Below are 16601 nucleotides of genomic sequence, written 5' to 3'. Positions count from 1 at the left end.
GGCTCGGCGGAATGAGGTTGTTCGTCGCACTGCAGCATTCTGTCGCATCGCAGCAGAATAGACAGCGACGTCCGCAAATGCCCAATCTAGTGCATCCTCGCCGGCTGACCATTGGGAAGATCTCGGTGAGTCCACGTTTTTTTTCGCCGCTTCCTTGATCTCGGGCGTTGATTGATCAACATTTCGACGAGGCGGCATAAATCGCCGGGAGGAATTCATGAGCTCGGTCGTAAATCCTACGTCTTCAGGCCTTGAGCGGGACGCCCGTCGCATCCATGACGACAAGCCCTTGTCACCGGGCAGCATCGCCATCGGCGTTGTCATTGGCCGCATGTCGGAGTTCTTCGACTTCTTCGTCTACGGCCTCGGCTCGATCCTGGTTTTTCCAAAGCTCATCTTCCCGTTTGCGCCCAATCCGGTCGCGGCCACATTGTTGTCGTTCGCGATCTTTCCGCTGGCCTTCATCGCGCGCCCTGTCGGCTCGCTGGTTTTCATGTGGATCGACCGCAACTACGGCCGCGGCACCAAGCTGACGATTGCCCTGGTGATCCTTGGCGGCTCGACCGCATCGATCGCCTTCCTGCCGGGCTTTGAGACCATAGGCTTCTGGGCGGTGGCGCTGCTGGCGCTGTTCAGATTGGGCCAGGGTTTTGCGCTCGGCGGCGCTTGGGATGGGCTGGCGTCGCTGCTCAACCTCAACGCGCCCCCGAACCACCGCGGCTGGTATGCAATGATCCCGCAGCTTGGCGCGCCCATCGGCTTTGCGCTCGCTAGCATCATCTTCTGCTATTTCGTCGCCAATCTCTCCGAGGAGGACTTCCTTTCCTGGGGCTGGCGCTACCCCTTCTTCGTGGCATTTGCGATCAACGTCGTGGCGCTGTTTGCGCGCCTGCGTATCGTCGGCAGCAAGGAGTTCGGCGCGGCGATGGACGCGCAGGAGCTGCAGGCCCGCCCGGTGTTCGAAATGCTGAGCAAACATGCGGTCGACGTGGTACTCGGCGCTTTCGTGCCGCTCGCCAGCTTTGCGATGTTCCATCTGGTGACGATCTTTCCGCTCAGCTGGGTCATCCTCAATGGCGGACAGTCGGCGGCCCGGTTTCTCATGGTCCAGGTGGCAGGTGCCGGCGTCGGCGTCGTCGGCATCGTGGTGTCGGGTCTGATCGCCGACCGGATCGGCCGCCGCAACGAGCTGATGCTCGGCGCGACGCTGATCGCGATCTTCAGTTTCTCCGCCCCCTTCCTGCTTGACGCCGGTGGGGCTGGACAGGATGCCTATATCCTGATCGGCTTTGCCGTTCTCGGCCTGACCTTCGGCCAGGCCTCCGGTGCCGTGTCCTCGCGCTTCACCCAGTACTACCGTTACACGGGGGCAGCGCTCACCTCGGATCTGGCCTGGCTCGTCGGTGCGGCGTTCGCGCCGCTGGTGGCGCTTGGGCTTGCAACTAGCTTCGGCATCGTCTTCATCGGCGGTTATCTGATCTCCGGCGCGATCTGCACGCTGGTGGCACTGAGCCTCACGAAAGCGCTCGACCAGAATTAACGGCTTCGCGGCTTCAGAGAGCTTTCTCCCGCATCCTCAGCGGCAGCGACGATCGCTCGCCGTTGCTGCGCAGGCCTTTACTCCGGCCGCTCGCCGGGGGAATAGTTGCCCTTTAGCAGCTATTACTCCGGAGATCGGCAGAATGGACCGCATCGACGCCATGAAGGTCTTCGTCACCGCTATCGACGAGGGCAGCCTCGCCGGTGCCGCAAGGCGGCTGAACCGCTCACCGACGGCGGTCAGCCGGGCATTGGGATTCCTCGAGGCGCATGTCGGCGTCGAGCTCTTGCATCGCACGACGCGCAGCCTGAAACTGAGTGAAGCCGGCGAACGCTATGCGGCTGCGTGCCGGCGCGTGCTCACCGATCTCGAGGAAGCAGACTTGCTTGCCGGCGGCGAACGCTCGGCACCGCGCGGCACGCTGACGATCTCGGCGCCACCGATCGTCAGCGAGGAGGTGTTGCGCCCGATCGTCGATCGTTTCCTCGATCTCTACCCGGATGTCTCGGTCCGGCTCCTTTTGCTCGATCGCTTCGTCAACCTCGTCGACGAGGGCATCGATATCGCGCTGCGCATTGGCCGACTGGCCGATTCATCCGATATCGCCACCCGCCTCGGCGGTGATGTCAGGCGCGTCGTCGTCGCGTCACCCGATTATCTCGCCAATCACCCGCCGATCGAGGAGCCGGCGGATCTCGCCAACCATCGCATCGTCGCCTTCAGCAACTTCGGTCTTGAAAGCTGGACCTTTACGCCGGCGAAGGGCTCGACCATCCCTCGAACGGTTCACCTGCAACCACGTTGCATCGTCAACAGCGTGCGCGCCGCGGCCGATTCGGCCGCGGATGGCAAAGGGCTGACAAGGCTCTATTCCTACCATGTCGCCGAGCACATGCGGAACGGCCGGCTGAAGATCGTGCTGGCTTATGCCGAGCACCCACCCTTGCCCGTCCATCTGCTGGCGCCACCGGGCCGCATGTCCGTTCCGAAAGTGCGCGCCTTCGTCGATTTTGCCGCTCCGACCCTGCGCGCGGAATTTGCGCGCCTGGCCCGCGAGGCCGGAACGCTTGGTTGATTGTACCGATTTTCGCACGGATGTCCGCCAACTGGCGATTATTCTGCCGGATCGAGAATGGATCTAAAACAGCTGCACCAACGCCGAGGGCGTAGGGCGATTGCCAATGGCGGTCGCTGCAACTGAAAAGGATCGAGATCATGAGCCAGGAGCAGAAAGTCGTCATCATCACCGGCGCATCGCAAGGCATAGGCGCTGCGTTGGTGCAAGCCTATCGCAGCCGTAACTATCGCGTCGTCGCCACGTCCCGGTCGATCGGGGAGAGCGGTGACCCCGACGTCGCAACCGTCCAGGGTGACATTGCCAAGCCGGAAACGGCAGATCGGATCGTGGCCGTGGCTCTGGAGCGCTTCGGCCGCATCGATTCGCTGGTGAACAATGCCGGCGTCTTCCTGTCGAAGCCGTTTACCGAGTTCACCCTGGCGGACTACGAACACAACCTGGCTGTGAATGTCGCCGGCTTCTTCCACATCACACAGCGTGCCGCCGCCGAAATGCTGAAACAAGGCTCAGGCCACATCGTCAGCATCACCACGAGCCTCGTCGATCAGCCGATCGCCGGCCTGCCGGCGGCGCTTGCCTCTTTGACCAAGGGCGGACTGAACGCCGTGACCCAGTCGCTCGCCATGGAGTTTTCAAAAGCCGGAGTACGCGTCAACGCCGTCTCGCCGGGGATCATCAAGACCCCGATGCATGCGCCCGAGACCCACGCCGCACTGGCGACACTGCATCCGGTCGGCCGGATGGGCGAGATCGACGATATCGTCGATGCGGTGCTCTATCTGGAGGCGGCCAATTTCGTCACCGGCGAAATTCTCCACGTCGACGGAGGCCAGCACGCCGGACGCTGGTGACCCCGTCGATCCTGGCTCGGCCGCTGGTCGAGCCAGTCATTTTAGACTTTCCACCTTAACGCAAAGGAGACTGCCATGCCTATCGTCACCGTCCAGGTCACCCGCGAAGGAACGTCCGCCGATCGCACTTCGGTATCGCCAGAAGAAAAGGCGGCCATCATCAGCGGCGTCAGCGAAGTGCTGCTCAACGTGCTCAACAAGCCGCTTGATTCCACCTATGTGATCATCGAGGAGGTCGAACTCGATAATTGGGGCTGGGGCGGCGTTCCGGCCGCGCAGTACCGGGCTCAACGCTCCGCGAAGGCGATTTCCTGACGTCCGACACCGGATCCCTCGGCACTCTCCGAAAAGCGCCGAGGGCGGCAACGGCGCCGGCGTTTTTCGAGGCCATGGAATAAACGCCGGCAGCATCCGTTCTTCCGTCCACCCGAACGGAGAACGGACATGTTGCACTTCTGGAAGAAAGACCCGTCAAACATCCAATTCCTCTGCGATCCACAGGACCTCGGAATAATCGCGCCACCGCTGGCAGCAAAGAGCAGCCTGCCCGACTGGTATCGCAAGCTTCCGGCGGTCGACCCTGAGCATCTTTCCGCCAGGGACAATGGTCTTACCATCAAGCGCTGCATGCCCTTCCTCGACGCCATGACGACAGGGTGGATCCTGCCTCTGGCAGCCACGGTGCGCCTCGAAATCCGCGACGACGGGCAGAATGTCGAGGCCGGCTGGGAATTCGACCGGGTGATGGTCAGCAATCATGGTGCCCATCAGGTAGCCGGCAATCCGAAGGCGCCGAGCCCGCCCTGCAAGTTTCACAATTACTGGTCCATCCGCACCCCGCCCGGTTGGAGTTGCTTGTTCGTGCCGCCGCTCAACCGGCCGCCCCAGCCGTTCGAGTGCGTGGCCGGCGTCGTCGATACCGACACCTACAGCGCCAACATCCACTTCCCGTTCTTCGCGACGGCAGCGGATGGCGTGCATGTGATCGAGAAGGGCACGCCATTGGTTCAAGTCATTCCTTTTCGTCGGGACGATGCCGCAATCCGGGCGGAGATCCGGGCGGAAACGGGCGAAGAGGCTGCAAGCCGGGACGTGGTCTACCGCAACACGATCGCAAGCTCCGGCTGGTATCGAAAGATCGCGCGCGCCGCGCGCTGATTTGCTGCCGACAACAGGAAGCGGGGACCGGTTGCCCGGTCCCCGCTTTGTCTTGTTTGTCGTGCGACCTCAGCGCGTATGCCACACCTTGCCCGGGCGATAGGAACGGTCCGAGCCATTCGACGAGGAATTGGAAGAGCTGTTGGAGGACGAGTTCGAACTGGAGTTCGAACTCGAATTGGATGAACTGTTCGACGAAGAATTGGAGCTTGAATTCGACGAACTGTTCGATGAGGAGTTGCTCGACGAATTGGAGGAACTGTTGCCGGCAACCATGATGGAGCCGTCGTTATGGCCACCCGCCTGCCTGTGGACGGATTGCGCCGGCACTGTGCTTTGTTTTGCCTGTGCCTGCGCACCGGCAAAGGCGGCAACGCCGGCGACGAGGGCGGCGCTCAGTTTCCAGTGGTTTTTCATGCCCGTAACTCCTTGTTGAGAACGAACCGGCATTTCCGGTCCGAAGGAATAACGGGCGTCACGAGACCTTATTCCACCGGGAACAGCTTTCTCCGCTCGAACGTCGACGAGGCGCACCGTCGACGTTCGGTCATCACGCCGGCAACACACCTGCCCGGCGCTCCCGGCTTGCCAGCAGCCCTCCGACCGCAGTGACTATGATGACGGCCGCGTAGGTGTCGGTCGTCGCCTGGTAGCCGAGCTCCTTTGCCAGAAAGCCTGCTGCCATTGCCGGCAGGCTGAAGGCGAGATAGCTCTGGATGTAGAAGGCGGACAGCAGCCCGGCCCGTTCATCAGCCTTGGCGAGCGGCATGATCGACCCCATGATGCCGAGAAAGCTGGTGCCGAAGCCGGCGCCGGTCAAAAGCGTGCCGACGATCATCACCGGAACGTTGGCAAGGTGCGTGCCGGCAACCACGACCAGCATGCCCAAGGTCGTTGCCGCGACGCCGAAGGTTACGTTGGCCCGGGCACCGCGTGCGCGACGCAGGAAAACGCTGACGGCACCGGCTGCCATCAACGCCGCGACGACGGCTCCGCCCGTCAGCGGCGCACGGCTTCCGGTCACGGATGCGACAAGCGACGGCATCAGCGAGAGATAGAAGCCGCCAAGCGCCCAGTTGGCGATGTTGATCGGGGTCGCCTGCGCCAGCGGCCGCTTGATCTGAGGCGGTATGGCGATCATCGGCCTGAGTGAAGACAGGGCGCCCGGCCGTTTGCCGCCGGTCTCCGGCGTCAGCCATATCACCGCTGCCAGCACGACAAAGCCGATCAAGAGCAGCCCATAAACGAGATGCAGCGGAAATGGCCCGTATTGAATGAGCGCACTGGTTCCCAAGGCGCCGACGGCCATGCCGATCAGCGGCGCCAGCGAATTGACGAGCTGGCCCTTCACGCGATCGACGTCGACCAGCGCTGCGCCGATCGATGCGCCGGCGATGCCAGTCGCAAGTCCCTGAACGATGCGCGCTGCGATCAGCCAGGACGGTGCATCGGCAACGACGAAGAGCGCCATCGCCACGATTTCGAGCAGCAGCGCACCAAAGATCACCGGTTTCCGGCCGAGATGATCCGATATCGAGCCGGCCACCAGCAGCGCGGACAGAAGCGCAAAGGCATAGACCGCGAAGATCCCGGTCATCATCACAGGCGAGGCAGCAAAGCTCTCCTGATAGATGCGGTAAAGCGGCGTGGGTGCCGCCGATGCGCCGAAGAATGTGGCAAGCGTGACTGCGTGGAAGGCGATGGGATTGGCGCCAGCCCGACTGGATTTGGTAGAGGAGACCATCTATATCATCCTTAACGCTAAATCATTGCGTTTACGCGATGTAAGGGCGAAGCGTCACAAAAGCAAATAATTTGCGTTTATGATGCAGTGAAAGTTTCTGATCCATGTGCAACGGGAAAGGACACGTTGAAAATGGCAGGCAGGGAAGGTCCACGCCCGGGCGGGCGCAGCGCCAGAGTGCAGGCATCGGTGCACGCAGCCGTGCAAGCGCTGATGACAAGGATGGAGCGCGCCGCAATCACCATTCCGGCGATCGCGGCGGAGGCGGGCGTGACGCCCTCGACCATCTATCGCCGGTGGGGCGACATCCAGGAATTGCTGGCCGATGTCGCAGTCGAACGCCTGAAGCCCGACATGGTACCGATCGATACCGGAAATGGCGGCAACGACCTTCTGGCCTGGGCGGAACAATATGCCGAGGAAATGTCGTCAAAGCCGGGGCGCGAGATGATACGCGATGTGTTGGCGTCCCAGGATGGCAGCGGGGCCTATCAGTGTTGCAACTTCACTAGGCAGCAGATTGAGGTGATTACCGCGCGAGCGCAGCTTCGTGGCGAAGGGTTTCCGGACGTCGACACGGTCATGGACCGCGTCGTCTCGCCGATCATGTACCGAATCCTCTTTGGCGAGGCGCCGGATGCGGCACATGTTGCACGTCTGGTTGCGGGCGCAATGGAACTGGTTTCGCCAGCTCGCGCTTCGGTCGACGAGCCCGCCTGATCAGAGTTTGGTGGCCACGATCGAGCGGCGCTGCCAAAAACGGCCGCGCGTCGCCAGCCCGAGCACGATGACGGCACCCAGCCCATAGGCGAGCACATCCCACCAGTCCGGGGTAGCGCCGACGACGATCCGCAGGATCCGATTGGAAATGCGAAGGCCAAACGTAGCCGCCAGATACTGTGCAAGTTCAATCGCCACGCCCAGCAGGAAGGCGACACCGGCAAGCAGTGACGGACGGCGAATAGCAGGACGGAAAACAAGGATGCGGTGCGGTCGAAGCGAAATTGCATGGCAAGCGATGTAACGGGACACAACCAGCCTGTCGAGCGGCGAAACAGCGCCATAACGCCATCGCACGCAGCAAGCCCGCCGCCTCACTCCGCCCGAGGTCGAAAGTCGGAATAGGACCTAAGCCCACTCCCGCTAGAACAGCAGTTCGCCGACAGAGAGCTTTCTGAGCGCGACGGCGATGTTGGCGACGAGCGCCTCCTTGTTCGGACCATGGTCCGGATAGCGGGTCATGTTATCGCCGTTATGCATGAAGACGTAACCGCCGCGCCCGGTTTGCGTCGGGTATTGCCAGATCCAGTCGGCCGGCTGCGGATCGCTCTCGGGCCCGACATCGGTCAGCCAGATCGCTCCGGGCGGCGGATCGGTCCAGCCGCGCGCATACTGGCCGAAAATGCTCTGCCAGCCATCGAAACCGTCTCCAAGGTCGGAGAAGATCCCGAAGCGGTCGTTTCGCACCCGAACCTTGATGTTGCTGAACGGCCGCGGCGAAACCGCGTGGAACGGCGCCATGAACGGCAGCCACGGCTGGCATGGTTCCGCGCAAATGACCAGGTTTCCGCCACGTTCGAGAAAGGCGATGAGATCGTCGGCCCGGCTTTTCAGGAAGAACTCGTCGTGGCTGCTCGGGATGTAAAGCGTGTCCGTCTTGTTCAGCAGTTCGGGCCCGAGCTCGTAAAGCGGAGCGAACAGCGGCTCGAAGCCCGCCTGTTTCAGGCTTTGCTCGACCCATTCGGGATGCCATTCCGACGGGACGTGCGAGCATTGCAGATAGGTGAAGCGGTTTCTCTGTGGTCGTTCGATACCGAGTTCCCGGTTCAGCCAGGGATAGAAAGACTGCAGGAAGCGTGTCGTCGCCGGCATGAAGCGCTGGCCGTTGTGCGAGTGCGGGTCGAGCGTTGCCAGCAGCAGCCGTCCGCCGCCCGAAAGCGACGGAAAGTCCAGGAACAGGCTGCCGCCGCCGTCGTCGATCTCGAGGATCGAGCGCGCACCCTCGGGCACGTTATAGGAGCCGCCCCAATGCCAGCTCATATGCGAAAGCGGCAGGCTTTCGGTGATCGGGTGATGCGGCGCGGAGAGACTGACTTCCAGCCTTTCGCCCTTGGTCCACCACAGCCAATCGCGGCAGTTGCCGGGCGCCCATTCCAGGCCGGGGATATCGAGCCAGGCGGCGTGGCCTTGCAGGCAGACGACGAGAAAACCGCCGCCATGCATGTAGGCGTTCAGTTGCCGGGCATGCGCCATCGGTACTGCCGCGTCCATCGCGTCCGGCATGACCACCGCCGCATAGGCCGAGAGGTCGACCTTGGGCAAGTCGTGGATATAGATGAGGTCGTCGAGATAGTGGCGGAAATCCTGGAAGCTGCGCAGCTGCCAGCTGTTGCCCCAGTGGATATAGGCGATGCCTTTGCCACGTCTCGTCTCAGCCATCGAAATTGGCTCCATCATGCCGGAACACCGGCGCATAGGTGTGTTTGGATAGCCCGTCGAAATCCGCCCGCGCGATCGGCAGGTCGTAAAGGGCGCTCAGGTTTTTGGCGCTGAGAGCGTCCGCGGTCGGGCCGCAGACATAGCTGTTACCGCTGGTCATCAACAGCACGTCGCTGGCAATTTCGACCGCGTGCTGCGGCATGTGGGTGGAAAAGACGATCGTCATGTCGTGCGTCTCCCTGAGGTGCTCGAGCAGCCCCAGAACCTTGTCCTGGTTCTTGTAGTCGAGGGCCGCGCAGGGCTCGTCGAGCACCAGCAGCTCGCATTCCGATGCGAGCGCTTGGGCGATCATCACCAGCTGACGCTGGCCGCCGCTCAAGGAATTGAACACCTGCGGTTCGAAATGTTCGATGCCGAGCATGTGGAAATAGTGCCGGACGACCTCATAATCCCTTTTGCCGGGCGCACCGAACAGGCCGAGATGGCGGGCTCTTCCCATCAGCGCGATATCGAGCGCGGAATAGGCGAACGGCACTTCGAACAGTTGCGGCACGAAGCCCACCTGCCCGCCGATCGACAATAGGCCGGACCGGGGCTTGATCAGGCCAATCAGCGTGTTGATCAGCGTCGTCTTCCCGACGCCATTGGCGCCGAGAACGGCGAGCGTCCGCCCGCGCGCAAGCCGCAGGCTGTAGTTCCTGAGGATGGTCTTGCCACCGCGTTCGACGGTGAGATCGCTTGCCTCAATCACTGGACCAGCCTCCCTTTGCGTGCAGGCGCCGCAGGATCACCGCGAAGACCGGCACGCCGATCAGCGCGGTAATGATGCCGAGCGGGATTTCTGCCGTCGTCACCGTGCGCGCGAGATTGTCGACCATCAGCAGATAGATCGCGCCCATGACGCCAGAGACAGGCAGCAGCCGTTGATGATCGGCGCCGACCAGAGCGCGGGCAACGTGGGGAATGACGAGGCCGACCCAGCCGATGATGCCCGAGGTTGCGACCACCCCCGCCGAAATCAGCGCCGAAGCCAAAAGGATGATCCACTGCACCAGCACGACCTTGGTGCCGAGCGCGCGCGCCTTCTCCTCGCCGAGCGACATGATGTTGATCTGGAAGCGCAAGAGGTAGATCGCGACGGCGGAAGGAACGACGGCGGCTGCGACCAGCAGAACATCGAGGTAGTTGCTCGACGCGATGCTGCCCATCAGCCAATAGGTGATGGCCGGCAGTTTCTGAAAGGGATCCGCGAGCAGCTTGGCGATGGAAATTGCCGCCGAAAAGAACGCCGATATGACCACACCGGCCAGAACCAGCGTCAGCATGCTTGTGCGCCCACGAACGGTCGCCAGCAGCTTGACCAGAAAGACGCTGCCGACACCGAAGAGAAATGCCAGCCCCAACAGCAGGTAGCCCTGCAAGCCGATAAGGATTGCCAGCGTCCCGCCGAAACCGGCACCGGACGTGACACCGATGATGCCGGGATCGACCAGCGGATTGCGGAACAGTCCCTGCAGTGCTGCGCCCGAAACCGCAAGCCCGAAGCCGACGATAACGGCCTCCATGATGCGCGGCAGGCGAACCTGCTCGACGACGACTTCCTGCACCTGATCCCAATAGGGCGTGACCAGCGGGTGGATGTTGTCGATCAGGATGTAGGCGACATCGCGGACCGACAGGTCGTAGCGCCCGATCGTTATCGAATAGAGGACGACTGCGACCAGCAGCGCAATCAGCGCCGGGAGGACGGAACCCGAAGCCAGTTTCCGGCCGACCCAGCCCGTTGATGGTGCCTCAGTCGAAGAGTTCGGCATATTGGGTCGCCGGCGCGTTGCGCTCGGATTCGAGGATCGACTTCACCTGCTCGTCTGAAAGGGCGGCGCCGTAAATCAGCTTGTAGGTCTCGCCGATCTGCTTCTTGAAATCAGGCGCGAAATCGGCGCCATGGGCAATAGCCGCCAGCCATTCCGACGTCAGGAAGATTTCCGGTGCATCGGGCGTGCGGGCGAAGACCGGCTGCTTGTAGACGCGCTTGTCCTTGACCGCCTTGAGGCTCGCCAGCACCGGATTGTCGAAGAAATCCTTGGGATTGAGGTCGTCGGCATAGGCCGGGATGATGATGATATCCGGGTTCCAGACGAGCAACTGCTCGAAATCGACCGTGCGCCACCATTCGCCGGTGCCGTCGGCCGCCGGGTTGGTAACGCCGCTCAGCGACAGGTCCTGCGAGCCGTTGGCGATGACCTGGATCTGGTCGGCCACCTTGTCGATGTGCAGCACCGAAGGAAGCTTGGCCTTGTCGAGCTTGGCGACCTTGCCGTCGAGCTCCTTCAGGATATCCGACTGCGCCTTCAGGATCGCTTGGGCGCGGTCGTTGCGGCCGGTCATGTAGCCGGTGAAGCTGACATAGTCGAGCCGGTCCTGCTCCGAGCAGCACTGCCAGCCGACGACGGTGAGCCCCACGCGCTCCAGCGGCTCGATCAGCTTTTCGTCATGGGTCCACTGGATCACCGCGTCCGGCTTCTGGGCGAGGATCGCCTCGACATTCGGCACGAAGCCGTCCTGAGCGGCACCGGCGTTGATCTTCGCCATCTCCGGCAGCATGTCGGCGTAGATGCCCTTGGTGAAATAGCGCACCAGGCTATCCTTGTTCATGCCGGCGATATTGTCCGCCTTTGCATCGACGGCGCGATAGATGATCGGCGCGGAGCGGACGATGGTGACGACCCGTTCCGGGGGCTTGGCAAACGTGATCGTCTTTCCTCTGTGATCGACAAACGCGCTTTCTGCCTGCGCTGTCGCCGGCAGAAAGAGCGACAACGACACGACCAATGCGGAGAAGGCCTTGAGACGGCTGGACATGGATCACTCCCTTGACTGGCCCGCCGGCGGGCGGGTGACCCGAGCGCCGACGACCCTGTGGCAATTTCATGAGTTTGCTAGTCAAGTTAAAGCTGTGTGTCCAGTGCAAATTGAGGGTATGAAGGCCTCTTTCGAACGGCGTTGCACGCGTTGGGCGCAAGCAGATCCAGTTGATCAATGCGCGATTGAACAGTCGCCGCACGCACCTTGACGATGGGCGATCGAGGAGCGCCGGATTTCGGAATCGCCGAACATTCCTCCATACCCTCTATCAATCAAACAGCCGCTGCCTTGACGACAGCGGCTGAAAAAAATCGACCGATCAAACCCCGCGGTGACGGGCTATGCAGGAGCTCCTTGGTGCGCTCTTCTGAACGCTCGGCGCTCTAGAACCGACCACCGACCCCGACGCGGGCGCTGACATAGGCTTCGCCATCCCCTTCGACGGTGGCGCGCAGCATTGCGTCGATGACCCAGGCCTCGTTTGCCTGCAGCGACACGCCCGCCAGCACCGAGCCGAACATGCCGCTGCCATCGAGACCGGAATAGCCGGCAGCGGCACCGACCCGCGGCTTGAGCGTCACGTCGTTCTCCATCGTAAACTGTCGCTCGATCTCCGCCCCAAGGCTCACCCGGAACTGTTCGAGGGCAAACCCCTCCAGACCAAGCTCGCCGCCGGCGTCATTCCGGACACCGTAGTCATCGACGTCCTCATTGAGATAGACGGCGCGCAGCTTGGGCGTGAGGATCGTATCCTCATCCACGTCCCATTGGCCGGTAATGGAGCTGTCCCACATCCAGCGAGTGCTATCGAAAGAGCCATCGAAGAAGGCCGTGTCGATGTCGTTGTCGGAGCCGCCATAGAGAAGGCTGGTATTGAAGAAGATGCCCTGCATGAGCTCGAGCGAGGTATATGGGCCGGCGAGCCAACCGGTACCGCGGATCTCGGCGTCGTCCTTCGTCGGATCGGTCATATGATCGATATGGAACGAGAAGCCGATCAACGCCTTTTCGTTGAGGAGATAATCCACGCCCGCCGAAAACAAGCCGAAGCCGCCCCAGCGATCGTCATTCTGTTCGCGGTTGTGGAGCATCATCGTGGCATCGAGCCAGACGTTCAGCGGCGAGACTTCGCCGCCCTCGATGCCATCTGCCGCATTTCTCGCCGCTTCGAGCTGCGCCAGGCTGGTGGCAAAACTCATGCCGACCCCATCCCTCGAAGGCGACACGCGCATTGTCACCGGATCGGTTGCGCTCAGCATCCGGCGCCGATCGAGCAACCCAGGCACCTGGATGCTCGACGCCAGCAGATTCTGCCGGGCCTGAACAAAGCCGCGCACGAGGCTATCGATCTCGCCGACGACAGCATCCGCATCGAAACTTAAATTGTAAGTGATCACGCCGACATTGGAGGCGCCGGCGGCGGCCGTCAGCTGGTACGCGATCTTGACCTGGCCCGAAAAAGCGGGGTCCGGCGTAAACTTGAGGTAATAGCCGACGGGCGCGAATGCACCGACCTGGGCGAGCTCACCCTCGATGATCTCCGCCTTGCCGGCGTTGGTCGGCGTCACGGTCAGGACCTGGGCATCGCTGAACGGTCCGCCCGTCGCCCCGCCGTTCAGATAGACGTTTGGTGGTGATGAGCCAGCGGGAACGTTGACGGTCTGGTCGGGGGCACTGACCTCGCGAGCTACGACCTTCAGCGTATAGGCGGCGCTCGCAGAGCTGCCGGCGGCATCGGTGACGGAAAGCGTGAAGCTGTAGTCCGTGACTTCGGCATCTTCGCTGAGCGGCCCGGTCAATTCGCCTGTCGAAACGTTGAGGACCATGCCCTTGGGCAGGGTGCCGCCACTGACGGCATACAGCAGTGCGCCGTTGCCGCCGGTCGCCGATATCGGCTGGGCATATTTTTCACCGGCCATGGCCTGTGGAAGGGCCCCCGCCGCCGGCGTGAATGTGAATGTGGCGGCAGGTGCTGCCCGGGTGACCATGATCGTATAGGTGTTCACGGAGCCATCCTCAGCCGTCACGGCCGTGGTCACCGTGTTCGAACCGACGGCGAGCGAAATCGGACCGGAGGCCGCACCAGACGCGACCGCCACCCCGTTGACGGTGACTGTCGCCACCGCATCGCTGACGACAGGTGTCACCGTCAGCGACGTCGTCGCATTGGAAACCGAAGCGGTGTAGGACGTAGAGCCCGCCGAAAACGCCGGCGACAGCGAGCCGCTGCTCAACGACAGGCCCGAGAGGCTGGCATCGCTCGAAGCCGAAAGGGCACGGCTCACGATAACCGTGTAGCTCGTCTGCGTCGTGCCATCCTCAGCGGTGACCACCGTCGTCACCGTGTTGGAACCGACCGAAAGCGCGATCGCTCCGGAAGCGGCACCCGAAGCGACGGCCACGCCGTTGACCGTTACCGTTGCCGTTGCGTCGCTTGTCTGCGGCGTCACCGCCAGCGACGTCGTGGAGTTGGAAACCGAAGCCGTGTAGGACGTCGTGCCGGATGCGAAAGCCGGCGACAGCGTGCCGTTGCTCAGGCTCAAGCCCGACAGCTCGGAGTTCGTCGAAGCTGCGCGGGTGACCGTCAGCGTATAGCTCGTCTGCGTCGTGCCATCCTGAGCCGTCACCACCGTCGTGATGACATTGCTGCCGACTGAAAGCGTGATGGAGGCCGATGCCGCACCCGACGCCACGGAAACCCCGTTGACGGTGACGGACGCCGTCGGATCGCTTGCGACCGGCGTCAGCGTCAAGGAGGCAGCGGCATTGGGCACAGAGGCCGTGTAGGCCAATGTGCCCGTCGCAAACGCCGGAGACAGCGTACCGCTGCTGAGCGACAGGCTGGACAGGGCTGCATTGGTCGACGGCGCGCGCGTCACTGTCACCGTGTAGGTGTTCGTCGTGCCGTCCTCTGCCGTCACGACGGTCGTCAGGGCATTCGGTCCGACCGCAAGCGTGACCGAACCGGAGGCGGCGCCTGACGGTACCGTCACGCCGTTGACCGTGATCGTTGCGGTCGTATCGCTGACCGTTGGCGTGACCGTCAGCGACGTTGTCGTATTCAAAACGGAAGCCGTATAGCTGGTCGTGCCGGAAGTAAACGCCGGCGACAGCGTGCCTGCAGACAGCGAAAGGCCGGACAGGTCGGCATTCGACGATGCGGCACGGGTCACGGTCACCGTGTAGGTGTTCACTGTCGTACCATCCTGCGCGGTAACGACCGTCGTCACGACATTGTCGCCGACGGCAAGCGCGATCGGGCCCGAGGCAGCGCCCGAAGCGACAGCCACGCCATTGACCGTGATCGACGCCGTCGTGTCGCTTGCCCCCGGTGTCAGCGTCAGCGACGTCGTCGCATTGGGCACCGAGGACGTGTAGGTCGTCGTGCCGGAAGCAAAGGCAGGAGAGAGCGTACCAGCGCTTAGCCTGAGGCTCGACAGATCCGCATTCGCTGACGCCGCGCGCGCGATTGTGACCGTGTAGGTCTTCGTCGTGCCATCCTGAGCGGTGACCACAGTCGTCACGACGTTGTTGCCAACTGCAAGCGTGATTGGCCCGGAGGCCGAACCGGAAGCGACCACGGCGCCGTTGACGGTAACCGTTGCCGTCGTGTCGCTGACCGTGGGCGTCACCGTCAACGATGCCGTCGCATTGCCGACCGAGGAGGTGTAGGCGGTCGTCGCGGAAGCGAAGGCGGGAGAGAGCGTACCGGCGCTCGTGCTCAGGTCGGACAGGTCGGAATTGGAAGAGGCCGCCCGGGTCACCGTCACGGTATAGGCCTTGGTCGTGCCATCGTGGGCGGTGACGACGGTCGTTACGACATTGTCGCCCACGGCAAGCGCGATCAATCCGGAAGGGGCTCCTGATGTAACCGACGTGCCGTTGACTGTGACCGTGGCATTCGCATCGCTGTTCGTCGGGGTCAGAGTCAGTGACGTCGTCGCATTCGGCACCGAGGCCGTATAGGCGGTCGTGTCAGAGGCAAACGACGGGGACAGCGTGCCTGCGCTTAAGCTCAGCGCTGACAAGTCGGCATTCGCCGAGCGCGCACGCGTCACCTCCACCGTGTAGGTCTTCGTCGTCGTGCCGTCTTCGGCCGTCACCACCGTCGTCAGTGTGTTCTTGCCGACGTCCAGCGGGATCGAGTCGGAGGCGTCCCCTGACGTAACCGTCACACCGTTGACCGTGATCGTCGCCCTGGCGTCCGTGACCTTGGGTGTCACTTTCACCGACGCCGTCGTATTGGGAACAGAGGCCGTATAGGTCATCTCGCCCGACGTAAAAGCCGGGTTCAGCGCGCCGCTGCTCAGCGCGAGGCTTTGCAAGGTCGCATCCGTCGAGGGCGGTGAAAAGCAGCTGACCGTGGCAACCACCGTGCCGCTGCTGATATTGCTCCAGGCATAGACGATGTGATTGCCGGTCTTAGTCACGGTATAGGTGCCGGTCAGATCAAGCTCGGCGCCTGACGTGGCATGTTCCTCTACGATTATTCCGTAATCATTGTCGGTATATTCCGTATAGAGCGCAAACCCCGCGCCGCTATAAGGGCTACTTGGCAGATTCAAACTGCCGGAAGTCGTCGCGTGATACGAAATCACTTCGCCGACGTTCATCACCAGCCCTTCATCCCACAATTCGATACTGTTTGAGAACGTCTGCCCCGCACCCCAGGTGGAATTGATCGCCGTGCAACCCGCCGATGGAGCCGCCATCGCGACGTGTGGCGCGCCTAACGCTACGACAAACAGAGCAAACAACGCCCACAAAACAGAAACGAAACGCGACAAGATCTAACCCCTCCCGCATGAATCACCAGCGGGCTCCCCGGCGCACAACTAGCAATTGGGCAGGAGCGGGCCAACCCCGATTTCAAATATACGTAAAGTCGCATTTTCCTATCGTTAACCGCCTTTTAACGAATAGGGA

14 protein-coding genes are annotated in these 16601 nt (G+C 62.4%); 7 read left to right on the top strand and 7 right to left on the bottom strand.

Going from position 1 to position 16601, the window contains the following annotated elements:
- Window positions 1–217: 217 nt before the first annotated feature.
- From AC07UR_RS18540 to AC07UR_RS18515, 6 genes are all read left to right on the top strand, one after another.
- Window positions 218–1540, top strand: a complete 1323-nt coding sequence (locus AC07UR_RS18540) for an MFS transporter (RefSeq protein WP_209788964.1) — start codon at window positions 218–220, stop codon at window positions 1538–1540.
- A gap of 142 nt (window positions 1541–1682) precedes the next feature.
- A complete protein-coding gene (locus AC07UR_RS18535; protein ID WP_209788961.1) occupies window positions 1683–2615 on the top strand; it encodes a LysR family transcriptional regulator in 933 nt (310 codons plus the stop codon).
- A gap of 140 nt (window positions 2616–2755) precedes the next feature.
- Window positions 2756–3469: an SDR family NAD(P)-dependent oxidoreductase gene (locus tag AC07UR_RS18530; RefSeq protein WP_209788958.1), complete on the top strand. Its 714-nt coding sequence runs from the start codon at window positions 2756–2758 to the stop codon at window positions 3467–3469.
- A gap of 75 nt (window positions 3470–3544) precedes the next feature.
- A complete protein-coding gene (locus tag AC07UR_RS18525; protein ID WP_209788955.1) occupies window positions 3545–3784 on the top strand; it encodes a tautomerase family protein in 240 nt (79 codons plus the stop codon).
- 129 nt (window positions 3785–3913) lie between these two features.
- Window positions 3914–4627: a DUF6065 family protein gene (locus tag AC07UR_RS18520; RefSeq protein WP_209788952.1), complete on the top strand. Its 714-nt coding sequence runs from the start codon at window positions 3914–3916 to the stop codon at window positions 4625–4627.
- Between the two features lie 142 nt (window positions 4628–4769).
- Window positions 4770–5063, top strand: coding sequence for a hypothetical protein (locus AC07UR_RS18515; RefSeq protein WP_173421306.1), 294 nt, complete (start codon window positions 4770–4772; stop codon window positions 5061–5063).
- A gap of 114 nt (window positions 5064–5177) precedes the next feature.
- Here AC07UR_RS18515 and AC07UR_RS18510 read toward each other — a convergent pair whose 3' ends face one another.
- Complete coding sequence (locus tag AC07UR_RS18510) at window positions 5178–6371, bottom strand: MFS transporter (protein ID WP_209788949.1); 1194 nt, start codon at window positions 6369–6371, stop codon at window positions 5178–5180.
- Window positions 6372–6503: 132 nt separating this feature from the next.
- Between AC07UR_RS18510 and AC07UR_RS18505 the strand changes: the two genes are divergently transcribed.
- Complete coding sequence (locus AC07UR_RS18505; RefSeq protein ID WP_209788947.1) at window positions 6504–7091, top strand: TetR-like C-terminal domain-containing protein; 588 nt, start codon at window positions 6504–6506, stop codon at window positions 7089–7091.
- Here AC07UR_RS18505 and AC07UR_RS18500 read toward each other — a convergent pair whose 3' ends face one another.
- The 6 genes from AC07UR_RS18500 to AC07UR_RS18475 all read right to left on the bottom strand — a co-directional run bounded on the left by AC07UR_RS18500 (window position 7092) and on the right by AC07UR_RS18475 (window position 16387).
- The gene (locus AC07UR_RS18500) at window positions 7092–7448 is read right to left on the bottom strand and encodes a DUF2809 domain-containing protein (protein ID WP_327795818.1); all 357 of its coding nucleotides are present in this window, start codon (window positions 7446–7448) and stop codon (window positions 7092–7094) included.
- Window positions 7449–7514: 66 nt separating this feature from the next.
- A complete protein-coding gene (locus AC07UR_RS18495) occupies window positions 7515–8810 on the bottom strand; it encodes a hypothetical protein (RefSeq protein WP_209788944.1) in 1296 nt (431 codons plus the stop codon).
- Window positions 8803–9561, bottom strand: coding sequence for an ABC transporter ATP-binding protein (locus AC07UR_RS18490; RefSeq protein WP_209788941.1), 759 nt, complete (start codon window positions 9559–9561; stop codon window positions 8803–8805). The genes AC07UR_RS18495 and AC07UR_RS18490 overlap by 8 nt, the downstream gene beginning before the upstream one ends.
- Window positions 9554–10624: a FecCD family ABC transporter permease gene (locus AC07UR_RS18485; protein ID WP_209788938.1), complete on the bottom strand. Its 1071-nt coding sequence runs from the start codon at window positions 10622–10624 to the stop codon at window positions 9554–9556. Before AC07UR_RS18485 ends, AC07UR_RS18490 begins: the two co-directional genes overlap by 8 nt.
- On the bottom strand, window positions 10605–11672 hold the full coding sequence (locus tag AC07UR_RS18480) for an ABC transporter substrate-binding protein (RefSeq protein WP_209788935.1): 1068 nt from the start codon (window positions 11670–11672) through the stop codon (window positions 10605–10607). The genes AC07UR_RS18485 and AC07UR_RS18480 overlap by 20 nt, the downstream gene beginning before the upstream one ends.
- Before the next feature lie 386 nt (window positions 11673–12058).
- The gene (locus tag AC07UR_RS18475; RefSeq protein WP_209788931.1) at window positions 12059–16387 is read right to left on the bottom strand and encodes a cadherin-like beta sandwich domain-containing protein; all 4329 of its coding nucleotides are present in this window, start codon (window positions 16385–16387) and stop codon (window positions 12059–12061) included.
- Between the last annotated feature and the right edge of the window lie 214 nt (window positions 16388–16601).

The organism is Ensifer sp. GW821-FHT05G01 (assembly GCF_059419585.1).
Note: the sequence above shows the minus strand (reverse complement) of the source record. Positions and strands in the feature narration are given on the sequence as shown.